This is a genomic window from Rhizobium sp. CIAT894 (assembly GCF_000172795.2).
In the GTDB taxonomy this organism is placed as follows: domain Bacteria; phylum Pseudomonadota; class Alphaproteobacteria; order Rhizobiales; family Rhizobiaceae; genus Rhizobium.
In genome coordinates this window covers 224,536-237,749 of the sequence record NZ_CP020951.1, presented here as the reverse complement: position 1 = coordinate 237,749, position 13,214 = coordinate 224,536, and the positions used below count along the sequence as shown (strand labels likewise).

17 protein-coding genes and 1 pseudogene are annotated in these 13,214 nt (G+C 61.6%); 12 read left to right on the top strand and 6 right to left on the bottom strand.

The genetic code is table 11. From position 1 onward, the window contains the following. Positions 1-144 precede the first annotated feature (144 nt). Entirely contained in the window at positions 145-837 is a 693-nt protein-coding gene (locus RHEC894_RS27475; RefSeq protein WP_085739876.1) for a PDZ domain-containing protein, read from the top strand. A 252-nt stretch (positions 838-1,089) separates the two neighbouring features. Then, the gene (locus tag RHEC894_RS27470; protein WP_085739875.1) at positions 1,090-1,653 is read left to right on the top strand and encodes a hypothetical protein; all 564 of its coding nucleotides are present in this window, start codon (positions 1,090-1,092) and stop codon (positions 1,651-1,653) included. Positions 1,654-1,724: 71 nt separating this feature from the next. Here RHEC894_RS27470 and RHEC894_RS33665 read toward each other — a convergent pair. After that, positions 1,725-2,280 (bottom strand): annotated as a pseudogene (locus RHEC894_RS33665) (cytochrome c). A 188-nt stretch (positions 2,281-2,468) separates the two neighbouring features. Between RHEC894_RS33665 and RHEC894_RS27460 the strand changes: the two are divergent. From RHEC894_RS27460 to RHEC894_RS27425, 8 genes are all read left to right on the top strand, one after another. Beyond that, positions 2,469-2,972: a cytochrome b/b6 domain-containing protein gene (locus RHEC894_RS27460; RefSeq protein WP_085739874.1), complete on the top strand. Its 504-nt coding sequence runs from the start codon at positions 2,469-2,471 to the stop codon at positions 2,970-2,972. Between the two features lie 125 nt (positions 2,973-3,097). After that, positions 3,098-3,496 carry a hypothetical protein gene (locus tag RHEC894_RS27455; RefSeq protein WP_085739873.1) on the top strand — a complete coding sequence of 133 codons (399 nt, stop codon included), beginning with the start codon at positions 3,098-3,100 and terminating at the stop codon, positions 3,494-3,496. A 93-nt stretch (positions 3,497-3,589) separates the two neighbouring features. Further along, positions 3,590-3,817 carry a hypothetical protein gene (locus tag RHEC894_RS27450; protein WP_085739872.1) on the top strand — a complete coding sequence of 76 codons (228 nt, stop codon included), beginning with the start codon at positions 3,590-3,592 and terminating at the stop codon, positions 3,815-3,817. Next, positions 3,814-5,280, top strand: a complete 1,467-nt coding sequence (locus tag RHEC894_RS27445; protein ID WP_085739871.1) for a TolC family protein — start codon at positions 3,814-3,816, stop codon at positions 5,278-5,280. Before RHEC894_RS27450 ends, RHEC894_RS27445 begins: the two co-directional genes overlap by 4 nt. Before the next feature lie 14 nt (positions 5,281-5,294). After that, positions 5,295-6,641 (top strand): copper oxidase, encoded by a 1,347-nt coding sequence (locus tag RHEC894_RS27440; RefSeq protein WP_085739870.1) that lies wholly within the window; start codon positions 5,295-5,297, stop codon positions 6,639-6,641. 34 nt (positions 6,642-6,675) lie between these two features. After that, positions 6,676-7,155: a plastocyanin/azurin family copper-binding protein gene (locus tag RHEC894_RS27435; RefSeq protein WP_085739869.1), complete on the top strand. Its 480-nt coding sequence runs from the start codon at positions 6,676-6,678 to the stop codon at positions 7,153-7,155. A 24-nt stretch (positions 7,156-7,179) separates the two neighbouring features. Beyond that, positions 7,180-7,467 (top strand): copper-binding protein, encoded by a 288-nt coding sequence (locus RHEC894_RS27430; protein ID WP_085740137.1) that lies wholly within the window; start codon positions 7,180-7,182, stop codon positions 7,465-7,467. 57 nt (positions 7,468-7,524) lie between these two features. After that, a complete protein-coding gene (locus tag RHEC894_RS27425; RefSeq protein WP_085739868.1) occupies positions 7,525-7,983 on the top strand; it encodes a DUF411 domain-containing protein in 459 nt (152 codons plus the stop codon). A 29-nt stretch (positions 7,984-8,012) separates the two neighbouring features. Here the strand turns inward: RHEC894_RS27425 and RHEC894_RS27420 are convergent, their stop codons facing one another. The 5 genes from RHEC894_RS27420 to RHEC894_RS27400 form a co-directional block, all read right to left on the bottom strand. Continuing rightward, complete coding sequence (locus tag RHEC894_RS27420; RefSeq protein WP_085739867.1) at positions 8,013-8,381, bottom strand: hypothetical protein; 369 nt, start codon at positions 8,379-8,381, stop codon at positions 8,013-8,015. Positions 8,382-8,475: 94 nt separating this feature from the next. Beyond that, on the bottom strand, positions 8,476-8,904 hold the full coding sequence (locus tag RHEC894_RS27415) for an EF-hand domain-containing protein (RefSeq protein ID WP_085739866.1): 429 nt from the start codon (positions 8,902-8,904) through the stop codon (positions 8,476-8,478). A 155-nt stretch (positions 8,905-9,059) separates the two neighbouring features. Next, on the bottom strand, positions 9,060-9,365 hold the full coding sequence (locus tag RHEC894_RS27410; RefSeq protein ID WP_085739865.1) for a hypothetical protein: 306 nt from the start codon (positions 9,363-9,365) through the stop codon (positions 9,060-9,062). Between the two features lie 231 nt (positions 9,366-9,596). Beyond that, positions 9,597-10,412, bottom strand: coding sequence for an endonuclease/exonuclease/phosphatase family protein (locus RHEC894_RS27405; RefSeq protein ID WP_085739864.1), 816 nt, complete (start codon positions 10,410-10,412; stop codon positions 9,597-9,599). A 95-nt stretch (positions 10,413-10,507) separates the two neighbouring features. After that, positions 10,508-11,971 (bottom strand): phosphatidylserine/phosphatidylglycerophosphate/cardiolipin synthase family protein, encoded by a 1,464-nt coding sequence (locus tag RHEC894_RS27400; protein ID WP_085739863.1) that lies wholly within the window; start codon positions 11,969-11,971, stop codon positions 10,508-10,510. 155 nt (positions 11,972-12,126) lie between these two features. Here RHEC894_RS27400 and RHEC894_RS27395 point away from each other — a divergent pair, with 155 nt between their 5' ends. Then, positions 12,127-12,768 carry a UdgX family uracil-DNA binding protein gene (locus RHEC894_RS27395; RefSeq protein ID WP_085740136.1) on the top strand — a complete coding sequence of 214 codons (642 nt, stop codon included), beginning with the start codon at positions 12,127-12,129 and terminating at the stop codon, positions 12,766-12,768. 144 nt (positions 12,769-12,912) lie between these two features. Continuing rightward, a complete protein-coding gene (locus RHEC894_RS27390; RefSeq protein ID WP_085739862.1) occupies positions 12,913-13,164 on the top strand; it encodes a DUF2934 domain-containing protein in 252 nt (83 codons plus the stop codon). The last annotated feature ends 50 nt before the right edge of the window (positions 13,165-13,214 follow it).

Genomic DNA, 13,214 nt, shown 5'->3' with positions numbered 1-13,214 from the left:
TCATAGATCGCCCGATGCAGTTTATCGAACGCGCATGCGCGGGAGGATCATGTTACGCCCGCTCGACAAATTAGCGATATATTAAAAATAGACTGCTATTGCTCGCACTCTATGCATTGCCAGCAAGTACCGGATGGAAAAAAAGTGAAGACCTCATATAACGCACTACGCGCATTGCTTATCATTGCCAATATTACATCACCATTGACCGGATATTCCGCCGCCTATGCCGCGGCACCGCCGACGCACGGGCTTCCTTCGCCTCAGATTTCCAAGGCGCTCGATGCGCTGCTGCTGCCCGTCAACAAGGCAGTCATAAAGAAGTTCAAGCTTGCCAAGGGCGAGCACGGCGTATTGGTGCTCTCGGTCAAGAAGGGCGGCGTCGCCGACAAGCAGGGGATCAAGCCGGGCGATGTGCTGTCGGAGGTTCACGGGCACAAGGTTCATAAACCTGTCGACGTCGACATCGCCGTCAGCCGCGACCTGAAGGCAGGCAAATCCGATATCGCCATGGCCGTCCTTCGGGATGGTGCGCCGGTGACCGTCGCCGCCGTCATTACGCTCGAGGAGTACAACGAGGCCATCTCGGTCACCGAAGTTTCGACCTGGGAGAGCGACACATCGGAGGCGTCTTTCTCCTATTCCGAATATGTGTCCGAGGAAACGCAGACAATCGAGACCTCCTATGAAAGCGAAGAGACGACCGTCGAGGAAGCAATGACGCAGGAAGAATCTTCCAGCGACGAGGAGACGAGCGACGACAGTTCCGAGGATGACGGCGACGACGATGCCGGTGACGACGACGGCGGTGACGACTCGGACGGCGATTCCGAATAGCGATAGCCTACCGGAGATCTGCGGCTTGTGACCCATCTGCCGCATCGCATCGGCCACCACGTTGTGACCGATGCGACGATCGACCGCAAAATCGTCCGGCTGTCGGTGGATCGACGGCTCCGGCGCCACCCCTTTCGGTCCTAAAAATTTTCAGCCTATGCTGACAGACGCTTGCAACGACACAAGCATCCGTTGTTCCTTCGAGCGGACCATGAGATGGTCCGGCGCGAGGCATACCGCTGGAACAAAAGCATGTGCGACTATCTGAAAAGTAGAGAGTTTCACCGGCATATGCGGTTGCTGCTGGCCCCGGAGCACGGCTGGGAGCCGCAACCGGGCAAGTGCAGCTTTATCCGTGGCAAAAGGGCTTTTTGGCTACAGGTTTCCCAATATTCGAACAGCCTGGTGGGCGGCAAATTTACGCTCAACATGACGGAAGATTCCGGCCCCGCCGGTGACACAAGAATACTTTCGCGCCTGACCGAGGCGGATCGAGCAATTGGCAAGGCTTTAGAAGAGCAGATCATCGCCCGCCTTCCCCGGCCCGATCCCGATCCGGAAATCGAGGTGGTGGGGGAAAACGGCGGAACCGTCTTGGTAAAGCTCGGCGATCTCGCTCGCGCAAATCCAAGACAGTGGGATGGTCCCTCCGACGTCTGGCTGCCCTACTTCAGCAAAAGCGATCTCGACGACTGGGCCGCGTTTCTTCTGCCTCGGCTTGACCGGCTCACTCGGCCGTCCACGCCTGAAAACAGCGATCCGATGGCCTGGACCAAGCGGTTTGATCGCCTCACGGATTTGTTTCGCAGGAGATGAGCCGGACGCTCAATCGGCCGGACCGCTAACCAATGGGTGCTGTGCCGCCGTCTGCGAGCAGACGCCTCGCGTCAGCGCTCCATCCTGAACCGCGCATGGCAGGTCGTGCAGGTCTGCAGCATCAAGTGGAAAATGTGTTCGGCGGGAAGTGACGACAGCCTCGACGCGTTGGCGACATGGGTTCCGAGCGGTCCGCCGCCCATCGGCTCGCCCGGCCGCATCCGCATGCGTTCGGTCATCTCCCCGGGATTGGCTTTTGCCGCCGCGTCGAGTGCACGCGCATAGGCCCGAAGATCCTCGGCAAGACGATCGAAGCGGTCACGCTCCTCGGCGATGTCAGGCTTCGCTTCCGACCGCGCATCCCCCGATGCCATCCGCGAAATGCCCTGCAAGCACCTCGCCCGACCTCTCGGCGATGGTGCCGGCGGCGGCTGCGAATTCCTTCGACGAATAGGTGTCGGGGTTCCGGAACATCTCAGCCACGGTCTTCGCCGCCGCGGCCATGGCTTTCATGTCGGCCTGACGGTCACCGATGATATCCGCATTTGCCGGGGCAACCAGTACGGAGATAGCGATGACGGCCCCGAGAATGGTGGTCACTCCTGAAATCATCGGGAAACCTCGCATGTGATTGACCCGCCGGTCGCCCATTCTGGAGAGGCGGACTGCACGACCCTCCGATCCTGTCGCAGCGAAGTCGAGCGAAAAGAGGGCGTAACTGCTCTGCCACGCGGCAGGCGTCGATCCTACCGCGCTGGCAGCGCACGAAGCATTAACTGCGGCAGGATAGTTGTGGAGCAGGTCCGGAGGGGATGATGAAAGGCAGCTATTCGACGACGCAGATAGGCCTTCATTGGCTGATCGCTCTGCTTCTCCCGGTCCAGTACCTCACCGGGGGCAGCATCGAACGCACTCACCATGCCACCCATATGGGCGTAACACCCTCGTCCTTCGATCTCTTCCAGCACAACGTCCACAATTATGCCGGCATGCTGATCGGAGTCCTGATGGGCGTCCGGTTGCTTCTGCGCATCATGAGGTCGCCGGCGCCGCAATCGCCGGCTTCGTGGGGGCAGAAGGCCGCGACTGCCCTTCACCACGCCCTGTACGCGGCAATCCTGGTGCAGGCCGGCTTGGGTTTCGTCACCAGCTATCTCTGGTTCGGAACCGCGGCCTACCATGTCGCCTTGGCGAAAATCATCCTGCTGATCGTCGCCCTCCACTTCGGCGCTGCGGCATGGCACACGCTTGTCCTCAAGGACGAGACGCTTGACCGGATGATTTTTCCCCGCCGCAATCCATCCTCCGAAAAGCTGTAGACTCACATCCACCAATGTGTCCGCCTGCCGGCGCATGATGCGCCGGCGTCACAGAAATGGCGCGAATCTCTGCTACTCCTCCCGCGCAATTGATAATGGACGGCGTTCGATGTAATCGACGCACTATGGGCAATATGTACCGAATCGCACTGAGCAGACTGCTCCTCCTCGTGCGGCTGGCGATCATCGTATCGCTGGCTGGGTACAGCATTTCCAATGTCGACGCCGCCATGCACGGTCCGACCCTGCAAGTCGAAAAGACCGTATCGAGTGCTGCGGCCCACGGCAGCCACGATATGGCCGGCGTCTCAAGTCACAAGCACGCACATGGCGATGCGGCCGACAATGATGGTCCTTCCAAGATCGCCAAACAGGAATGCTGCAAAGATTTTTGCGGCGGCTTCGTGCTTCTGTGCGCGAGCCAGAGCTTGGGTGGTCCGGTCGTCGCCTCGATCCGGCAGTTTATCGACGATCAGCACGTGCCGGGGGAATTGCCGCCCCTGGATCGCCCCCCGAATATCTGATGAGGGATATACCGGCTTGACCGGGTCCAGTCGGTCGCCTGCCTGCATCCGGGCAAGCGCGCCGTAGGCTATCTCTTTTTCGGAAATTTTATAATGAAACCCTCGCTTTTCGTGGTGGGGCTGCCGCTTGTTGTCGGCGGCTGCGCATCCACGCTTCCTCCCGACGTGGTGGCGTCTTCCGCCGCGATCGAAGAGCCGGCCCCGAAACCGGTCGCCTATCGGTCACCGGTTTCGGGTTATGTCACCCGGCAGCCGGTCGACCCCAAACCATGGCGCAGACAGAACGATCTGCAGTCTCCTCAGAAGGGAGACGCCTCATGATCGGCCTCGGAAAATTCGTCACGGTGCTGGCGTTCCCGCTGATACTGAGCGGCTGCGTCACGGGCGCCGAATATGCAAGCAAGCAAGCCGGCTTTGCCTCCGTTGCCGACAAGACGGCGATCGTCACCACAAAGCAGACGGTCTGGATACAGAACCAGAACCAGGCCCGCTCGGCGGCGGCGCAGGTTAAAAGCCTGCTTGCGCAAAAGAAGACCATCGATGCCGAGACTGCCGTCCAGATCGCCCTGCTCAACAACAAGGGCCTGCAGGCCGCCTACGCCGATCTCGGCGACAGCGCGGCCGATGCCTGGCAGTCGACGATGTTCATCAACCCGACCGTTGCCATCGGTACGACGGGATTAGGGACGCCGGAACTTGGGGCATTCAAGACCATCGAGGCGATGATCACGACGAACATTCTGGCGCTCGCCACCAGGAACCGGGACATAGCGATCGCCGACACCCGTTTCCGCCAGGCGCAACTGACCGCAGCCGTCAGGACGCTCCAGGTCGCCGCCGACACGCGACGTGCCTGGATCGGGACAGTGGCAGCCTGGGAGACCGTCGGCCAGCTCCAGCGTGCCCAGGCAGCGGCGGACGCCGCTTCCGAACTGGCGGAGAAGCTCGGCGAGACAGGCGCGATGACCAAGGGCGCCCAGGCCCGCGAACATGTATTCGTCGCCGAACTTGCCGGAGAGACGGCAAAGGCCCGACTGGCGGCACGCCTCGCCAAGGAGGAGCTGACGCGGCTCATGGGCTTGTGGGGCAGCGACCTGGATTATCAGGTCCCGAACAGCCTTGCGCCGCTGCCCAGGGCCATCGGTGGACGAGACGCCATCGAGGCCGGAGCAATCCGAAACCGGATAGACCTCCAGATCGCGAAGCTCGAACTCGAAACCACCGCCAAGTCCTACGGCCTGACCGAGGCGACACGCTATGTCACCGACCTCGAGATCCTGACCGGCTTCGAAACGGAGCAGGAAATCGAGGATGACGAGAAGAAGACGAGGACGACCGGCCAGGTCGAGCTTGCGTTTGCCATCCCGATCTTCGACAGCGGAAAGGCCCGGATGCGCAAGGCTGAGCTGGCATACATGCGGGCGGCGAACCAGCTCGCGGAGAAGGCCGTCAACGTCCGCTCGGAAGCGCGCTCCGCTTACGAGGCGTACCGCTCGAACTACGACATCGCGCGGCACTACCGCAACAATGTCGTTCCGCTGCGCAGCAAGGTCGAGGAGGAGTCCCTGCTGTCCTACAACGGCATGATTACCAACACCTTCGAGCTGCTGACCGACACGCGCGACAAGATCAACTCCATCCTGCTCTCCGTCAATGCGAAACGCGACTTCTGGCTGGCCGAAGCCACTCTCGCGCCCGCGATCTATGGCGGCGAGGCGTCGAACGCGTCGGCAGAAACCGAAGTCGCCGCTGCTTCCGAAAGCAGCGGTGGCGGCGGCCATTGAGAAAGGACCTCACCATGTTCAACAGAAGACAACTGTTCGGAGCAAGCGCGGCCCTGCTGGCGGCTGGCGCCTGGACAAAGACCTCGGCCATGGGCCTTCCCGACGCTCCGACAATGGCGTCGGCCGACATGCAGCCGCCGCTTCACCCGACCTCGGGCCCCGACTACCAGCCGGTTGTCACCCTCAATGGCTGGACCCTGCCCCACCGGATGAATAACGGCGTCAAGGAGTTCCACCTCGTCGCCGAACCGGTGGAGCGTGAGATGGCCGACGGCATGACCGCCTACCTGTGGGGTTACAACGGCCAGTCGCCCGGACCGACGATCGAGGCCGTTGAGGGCGACCGAGTCCGCATCTTCGTTACCAACAAGCTGCCGGAACACACGACCATCCACTGGCATGGCATGATCCTGCCATCCGGCATGGACGGTGTCGGTGGATTGACGCAGCCGCACATCCCCGTCGGCAAGACCTACATCTACGAGTTCGACCTCGTGAAATCAGGCACCTTCATGTACCACCCGCATTCCGACGAGATGGTGCAGATGGCGATGGGCATGATGGGCTTCTTCGTCGTCCATCCCCGCGATCCGACGTTCATGCGCGTCGACCGCGACTTCGTCTTCCTGCTCAACGCCTATGACATCGATCCCGGTTCCTATGTGCCGCGCATCATGGAGATGACCGATTTCAACATGTGGTGCTGGAACAGCCGCGTGTTTCCGGGCATCAGCCCGCTGGTCGTCTCGAAAAACGACAGGGTGCGGGTGCGCGTCGGCAACCTGACGATGACCAACCACCCCGTCCACATGCATGGCTACGACTTCGAGGTGACATGCACGGATGGCGGCTGGGTGCGGCCGGAGGCGCGCTGGCCCGAGGTCAGCATCGACATCCCGGTCGGCGCGATGCGGGCCTACGAGTTCGACGCCAAGTATCTCGGCGACTGGGCCATCCACTGCCACAAGTCGCATCATACGATGAACGCGATGGGGCACGACATCCCGACCTTCATCGGTGCCGACAAGTCGAAGGTTGCCGAGAAGATCAGGAAGCTGCAGCCGGAATACATGCCCATGGGCACCAAGGGCATGGCCGATATGGGCGAGATGGAAATGCCCATCCCTGAAAACACTGTCCCCATGATGACGGGCTGGGGCCCGCATGGCCCCATCGAGATGGGCGGCATGTTCTCGGTGGTGAAAGTCCGCGAGGGCATCTCGGCGGACGATTACGCCGATCCGGGCTGGTACGATAACCCGCCCGGAACACAGGCCTGGGAATGGACCGGCGAACTGCCGGACGCGACCAAGGCCAAAGACGCAAAAATGCAAATCACACCGAAGCCGACAAAAGGCTGAGGCTCAATCCCCCACGTCCAGAAAGGATATACGCATGAAGAACCATATACTCGCATTGGCGTTCGTCGCCCTGGCAGGCCCGGCTTTCGCCTCCGGCAATCACGCCGGCGGCCACGGTGAGAAGATGGCTGTCGGCGAGCCCGGCGACAAGGCCAAGGCGACGCAGACGATCCGCGTCACGATGACGGAAACCGACGACGGCAAGATGCTCTTCACCCCGGCCGTCTTCTCCGTCCGCAGGGGTCAGACGGTCAAGATCGCGATCAAGAATGCCGGGACGGTCGACCACGAGTTCGTGCTCGATCAGGAAGACAAGATCCTGGAGCACAAGAAGGTCATGGAGAAGTTCCCCGAAATGGAACATGCCGACGCCAATTCCATCCGCCTCCCGGCCGGACAATCCGGCGAGATCGTCTGGAAATTCACGTCCGACGGCGCCTTCAAGTTCGCCTGCCTCATCCCCGGCCACTACGAAGCCGGCATGCACGGCGACGTCACCGTCGCTGGCAAGTGAACCGCAACACAAGGAGATATGAAGATGAAATCCACAATGATCAAAATCGGCATAGCCGCTCTGCTCTCGGTCTCGGCAGCCTTCGGTGCATTGGCCGAGGAATTCACCAAGGGCGTCGTCAACAAGGTCGATGCCAAGGCGAAGAAGGTCACCATCAAGCATGAAGACCTGAAGAATCTCGACATGCCTGGAATGACCATGGTCTTCCGGGTCGAGGACCCGGCACTGCTCGAAAAGCTGAAGGAAGGTTCAAGCATCGAGTTCGTCGCCGAACGCGTGAATGGCAAGCTGACCGTCACCGAAGTAAAATAACGTACGGCCGCCCGGGTACCAACTCGGCCCCCGGGCGGCGCATTAAGGAGTGGATATATGCGCAGGAGAAGCTTCGTTGCAATGGCGGCATCCGCTCTGGCGTTTCCTCGCCGAGGGGCCTTCGCCGTTACGACGAAGATGACAATCTACAAGGATCCCGATTGTGGCTGCTGCCATGAATGGTCGAAGGCGATGGCCGCGGCGGGATTTTCCGTCGACGTCCGCGACACCGACGACCTCGCCGCGATCAAGGCGCGCTTGGGCGTGCCGGCCGATTTGGAGGGCTGCCACACCGCCGTCGTCGAAGAATACTACCTCGAGGGACACGTGCCGCTCGCGTCCGTCCGGCAACTCCTGCAGGAGCGGCCGCCGCTCCGCGGGCTGGCTGTGCCGGGCATGCCGCCCGGTTCGCTGGGAATGGGTGAACACCGGCGGGCGTCCTATGATGTTTATGCTATCCCCTCGGGCGGCGAAGCACCCTACGTGTTCAAAGAGGTTCGCCCCGGGAAAGGCTGATGCGGCAGTCGTCAAACCACGTCGGCCAGTCAGGAAATCGGCGCTTTGCAGAGCGCGGCCCAGAGATCGTGCTTCCAGTCCGCGCCCGGCCGCGCCGACACGTCGATCGGGTAGTCGGCGGAACTCATCCTGACCATGGCGGGGGAAACGCAACGCACGCTTGCCTGGTGCCTTCCGGCGTCCCGATAGAGCACTATCCCGCCACCGTCGAGTTCCGATAGCGCGATGACGACGTCGAAATCAAAAGCCGGGTCGCGAGCGGGACCGCCCACCGCCAGGCTGAGGCTGATCGACCGGTTGCTGCCGACCGAAGCCGTATGGAAGACCGAAAGCTCGGAGGCAGCCGAGATCGAGGCTGACTGTACGAAAAGGATCAGAGCCAGAAGAACGCGACGCATTGACCCCTCCCGCGGTGAATGCGTCAGCATCGTATCATATCCTCTGAGGCTCCGCGACCATCCACGGAGCTCCGCACCAGATCCGCCGGGTTGTCTAAGGCCGCCAGAACGCCTGCATTTCCTCAGTCGTGACCTTTCCATCCTTGTTGGCATCCACGCTGTCGAAGATCCGCTTGTGAACCGCCGTCACCTCCTCGAAAGACAAGGCACCGTCCCCATCGGTATCTGCCACGGCGAACATGATCCTCATCATAGACCCACGCATTCCCATCATCGGCATGCCGCCCATCATGCCGGATCGCATCATCATGCCCTGCCCCATCATTCCGCCGGACATCATGTCGGAGCCGGGCATTGCTCCCTGGCTTCCGGTCATCCCTTCCATGTCGGAAGGCGAGGCAGCCTGTGGCGAGCTTTCGGGATGATGCTGATCCGCTCCACTGGCCTGAGCAAAGCTCAGACCTGCCCCGCCCACGGTGATGGCCCCGGCCAGCAGGACAGTGTTGATAAACGTCGCTTTCATATGCCTTCTCCTTTTTGGCTGGTCACAGTTCACCGCTGCCGCCTGACGCGGCACCGCGACTTCGAATTTATGTGCTGCGGGTACACGCCGACGGGTCAGGCCCGATCGACAGAAACCACCGGCTGGGCCACAGAAGCCCAAGGCGGCGTAGTCCATCAGCCGAAACGGCGGCTGATGACGTTGAAAATGGTTCCGAGCAATGCGCCCGCATAGCCCCCGAAGATGAGGCTTTGAGCCGTGCCGAGCACCACGCTCCAAAGGTCGAAGCCGGTAAGCCCGAGGTAGAACTGCAGCCACGGCCTATGGAGCCCCCATTCGGGGGCGACGAAGCCGAGAGCCATGCAAAGCAGGAACGATACGGCTGTAAATACCGCCACCGTCGCGCCGAGAACCGGAACGGAAACTTGCGCGGGCGTCGCCGTCGACGCATCGGAACGAGTCTGGAAGGTTGTGTTCGCCATTGTGGTTCTCCTTCGGAGTTGTTGATGCCGCAAGACCACAAGGTGACGGTACGTTTATCCCTTCGCTATGACCTTGATCCAGGTCAAGAACCGCGCATGTCTCGTCGAGGCAGCATGGCAGGTTTCTCAAACTCGGTGCGAAATTGCTCGACGTGACCATGGCGAGTTTTGCCGCTGGACCGAGTCTCTAATTCTCAGGGAGGCGTTTGCGCGCATTTGCGGAATGCTGGCCTATCGGCCCGCCGATTTCAAATCGATAAGTGCCTTGATCGGTAAATGGTCCGAGGCGATACGCGCGAGCGGCGTATCGTGCGCCTCCACTTCCGAGACGATACCCTTGCGGTTGGCGATGATGCGGTCGAGGGCGAGAAGCGGCAGGCCGGCGGGGAAGCTCGGGACGGCGGGCGGCAGTTCGCCGAAGGCGGATTGGAAGGTGTTGAGCGAGGAGCGGTCGCCGAGCCGCCATTCGTTGAGGTCGCCGAGCAGGATGGTCGGCATCTCGTGCCGGTCGTTGATGAGTTCGACCAGCATGCGGGCCTGCTGGGCTCTGTTGTGGCGCAGCAGGCCGAAATGCGCGGCGATGATGCGCAGCACCCCGCCCTGCTCGAGTTCGATTTCGGCGACAAGGGCGCCGCGCGGCTCCAGCCCCGGCAGCTTGACCTGGTGCACGTCATGCACCAAGCCCTTCTTGAACAGCACCACATTGCCGTGCCAGCCATGCGCCTTGGCCATGCCGGCGACCGGCACGGGGATCAGTCCCGTCTCCCGCTCGAGCCGGCCGAGGTCGAGAAGGCCGGTGCGCTCGCCGAAGCGCGTATCGGCCTCCTGCAGCGCGATCACATCGGCGCCGATTTCATGGATCACCCGGCTGGTGCGCTCCGGATCGAAACGACGGTCGGTGCCGACGCATTTGTGCACGTTATAAGAGGCGATCAGCGTGCCGGCACTGCGAGGCCTTGCCTCCGTATAGGCCGGGTCGAGCCGCTTTTTCCTGCTCCTGATCGAGGCGAGAATGCTGGCGGGAAGATTGTGTTTTCTGGCCTGCATCGAAAGGCGCGCTTGTTCCGTTGATCAAAAAAGGTTTACTCCGGCAGTATAGGCGGCCAAGCCGAACTTGCCACATCAGAGCGCAAATAATCCCTTCAGAGATAGGGTGATCCAAGCCATAACACCTTCTCCAGCAGCCGCACCGGGAAGGGTCGTGCCTGTAAGCCTTCCAGCGTCACCGGCGTTGCCGATTTCAGGGTTTCCTCGATGTGCTCGTCGATCTCGCCGGCAAAGCCCTCGTTCAGCACTTCGAGATCGACCTCGAAGTTCAGCCGGAGCGAGCGCGGATCAAGATTGGAAGAGCCGACATAGGCCCAGGTGCCGTCGATCGTCAAAAGCTTCGAGTGGCTGAAGCTGCCGGTCGAGCGCCAGATGCGGCAATAGTTCTTGAGGATCTGATCGAATTGCGCCGTCATCGCCCGGTCGACCAGCACGAGATTGTTCACCGCCGGCACGATGATATCGACTTCGACGCCGCGCCGCGCCGCCGTCACCAGGGCGCCGATCAACTCGCGGTCCGGCAGGAAATAGGGCGACATGATGCGGATCGACTGGCGCGCCACGGAAAAGGCGCCCGTCAGCATCTTGTGGTTTGTCTCGAGGCTGCGGTCCGGCCCGGAAGCGACGACGCGCATCAGGATCGGATCGCCGGGGTTGCGCTGCGTCGGCTCGATGCGCCAGGCCTCGCCGTTCAACAGTTCCTGCGTGGAGAAGCGCCAGTCTTCGGCGGCAAGATCGAAGAGGTCGGCGACGACAGGGCCGGTGACGCTGAAATGGGTATCGTGCGCAAAGCTCTCGCCCGTCGCTTCCTCGCTGAAACCCGCTCTTATGTTCATCCCGCCCGTCAGCGCGATCTTGCCGTCGACGATCAGGATCTTGCGGTGGGTGCGCAGATTGGCATAGGGCAGCCGCAAGCCCATGATGACATTGCCGTTGAAGACGGCGACGGTGACGCCGCCATCCCGGAGATGGCCGAGAATGCTCGGCACCGAATAACGCGCGCCGACCGCGTCGATCAGCACCCGCACCTCGACACCGCGCCGGACCGCCGCAATCAGCGCATCGGCGATGCGAAGGCCGATGACGTCGCGGTCGAAAATATAGGTTTCGAGGAGGATGCTGCGCGCCGCCTCGTCGATCGCTGATTTCATCGCCGCATAGGCCTCGTCGCCGGTCTCCAGCACATCGATCGAATTACCAGAGGTCAGCGGATTGCGGGTCACCCGGTCGCCGAGCGTCTGCAGCGCAGCAAATCGGCGGCCGTACTGGCTGATGACGGTCTCGGCCTCGGCGTCGAATGTCTCCAGCTCGTCGATTTCGGCCGCCGGCAGCAGCGCGTCGCGGCGAATGCTCAGCGATTTCCGGCGAATGCGGTTGATGCCGGCAATCGCATAAAGCACCGCACCGATGATCGGAGACAGAATGATGACGCCGACCCAGCCGATCGCCGCGCGCACCTCTTCCTTGGTCATGGCGGCATGGATCGCCGCCGCGGCCCCCATGGCGATCGAAACGACAAAGAGGATATGCGGCCAGTAGGTCGACAGGAGATAGAACATCGCTGGCAAATATAGCCGGGAAACGGCGGCGTTCAATCGCGCCGGCTCTCTCTCATGACGCGAATTTTTCGCCGTGTTCATTTTGCCGGCTCGCTCCCCTACGGGAACAATCCCGGCACGGAACGATTGGTCCCAAGAAGATGAGGACCGCCATCATGAACATCGCCGCAAATATCGGCCCGGCCCTGGCGCTCGACATCGCGGATGCGACAAGCATTGCCGGGCTCCGGCATCAGGCCGAAGGCTGCACCCGCTGCGATCTTTACAGGAATGCCACGCAGATCGTCTTCGGCGAGGGGGCTGGGCAAGCCGAGATCGTTCTTGTCGGCGAGCAGCCGGGCGACCGGGAAGATCTGAGCGGCAAGCCCTTTGTCGGTCCCGCCGGCCGGCTGCTCGATCAGTGCCTTGAGGAGGCCGGTCTCGACCGCGAGCGCTGCTACGTCACCAATGCCGTCAAGCACTTCAAGTTCACGTCGCGCGGCAAACGGCGGCTGCATGCAAAACCCAATGCCGGCGAGATCCGGCGTTGCGCCTGGTGGCTCGGCGCCGAACTCAACATCATCAAGCCGAAACTCGTCGTCACCCTCGGCGCAAGCGCGCTTTACGCACTGCTCGGGCCGAAGGTAAAGCTGACACCGGAGCGCGGTCATATCCTGCATCCGGCAAACCGTCCGCCTGTCCTGGTCACCATCCACCCCTCCTATCTCCTGCGCATTCGCGACGAGGCCGAGCAGCGAAGATTGCGCCGGGATTTCGTGTCAGATCTGCACATGGCGGCGGAGTTTCAGCCCGGATGATTGCCGATTCTAAACCCTGGCATGCTGCAACGCGAAAATATTTACGGTTGCAGGGCGATTTCTCTTGAAACAGTCCCCCTCCTCTGGAACCATCCGGGGCAGTATCGCGTTCGAACGACGGCATCATGTGACTGGAGATCAGCGATGACAGAAACTCGGGACGAGTGGATAAAAAAACGTGCCTACGCCCTCTGGGAAGAAGAGGGCTATCCGACAGGGCGAGAATCCATCCATTGGGAACAGGCACGACACGAGCGCGAGGCGCTCGACGGTTCTGCTGCTTCCCAAGGCAAGGAAATCAAGCCCAGGGCGAAGCGCAGCGTCGCCGCCAGCAAGACGAACGGCGTCGTCACACCCGCGCCGAAACGGACTGCGAGCCGCAAGACGGCGTCCTGAATACCGCAATACCGAGCAGATCGATTGAATAAAGGGCGTCGTCTCGGCGC

What these genes read in the sequence shown, in the direction of transcription:
- RHEC894_RS27470 (WP_085739875.1), top strand. Translation starts at nt 1,090, where the DNA reads ATGTGCGACTATCTGAAAAGTAGAGAGTTTCACCGGCATATGCGGTTG.
- RHEC894_RS27440 (WP_085739870.1), top strand. Translation starts at nt 5,295, where the DNA reads ATGTTCAACAGAAGACAACTGTTCGGAGCAAGCGCGGCCCTGCTGGCG.
- RHEC894_RS27445 (WP_085739871.1), top strand. Translation starts at nt 3,814, where the DNA reads ATGATCGGCCTCGGAAAATTCGTCACGGTGCTGGCGTTCCCGCTGATA.
- RHEC894_RS27405 (WP_085739864.1), bottom strand. Translation starts at nt 10,412, where the DNA reads ATGCAGGCCAGAAAACACAATCTTCCCGCCAGCATTCTCGCCTCGATC.
- RHEC894_RS27425 (WP_085739868.1), top strand. Translation starts at nt 7,525, where the DNA reads ATGCGCAGGAGAAGCTTCGTTGCAATGGCGGCATCCGCTCTGGCGTTT.
- RHEC894_RS27430 (WP_085740137.1), top strand. Translation starts at nt 7,180, where the DNA reads ATGAAATCCACAATGATCAAAATCGGCATAGCCGCTCTGCTCTCGGTC.
- RHEC894_RS27460 (WP_085739874.1), top strand. Translation starts at nt 2,469, where the DNA reads ATGAAAGGCAGCTATTCGACGACGCAGATAGGCCTTCATTGGCTGATC.
- RHEC894_RS27415 (WP_085739866.1), bottom strand. Translation starts at nt 8,904, where the DNA reads ATGAAAGCGACGTTTATCAACACTGTCCTGCTGGCCGGGGCCATCACC.
- RHEC894_RS27390 (WP_085739862.1), top strand. Translation starts at nt 12,913, where the DNA reads ATGACAGAAACTCGGGACGAGTGGATAAAAAAACGTGCCTACGCCCTC.
- RHEC894_RS27395 (WP_085740136.1), top strand. Translation starts at nt 12,127, where the DNA reads ATGAACATCGCCGCAAATATCGGCCCGGCCCTGGCGCTCGACATCGCG.
- RHEC894_RS27455 (WP_085739873.1), top strand. Translation starts at nt 3,098, where the DNA reads ATGGGCAATATGTACCGAATCGCACTGAGCAGACTGCTCCTCCTCGTG.
- RHEC894_RS27420 (WP_085739867.1), bottom strand. Translation starts at nt 8,381, where the DNA reads ATGCGTCGCGTTCTTCTGGCTCTGATCCTTTTCGTACAGTCAGCCTCG.
- RHEC894_RS27450 (WP_085739872.1), top strand. Translation starts at nt 3,590, where the DNA reads ATGAAACCCTCGCTTTTCGTGGTGGGGCTGCCGCTTGTTGTCGGCGGC.
- RHEC894_RS27410 (WP_085739865.1), bottom strand. Translation starts at nt 9,365, where the DNA reads ATGGCGAACACAACCTTCCAGACTCGTTCCGATGCGTCGACGGCGACG.
- RHEC894_RS27400 (WP_085739863.1), bottom strand. Translation starts at nt 11,971, where the DNA reads ATGTTCTATCTCCTGTCGACCTACTGGCCGCATATCCTCTTTGTCGTT.
- RHEC894_RS27435 (WP_085739869.1), top strand. Translation starts at nt 6,676, where the DNA reads ATGAAGAACCATATACTCGCATTGGCGTTCGTCGCCCTGGCAGGCCCG.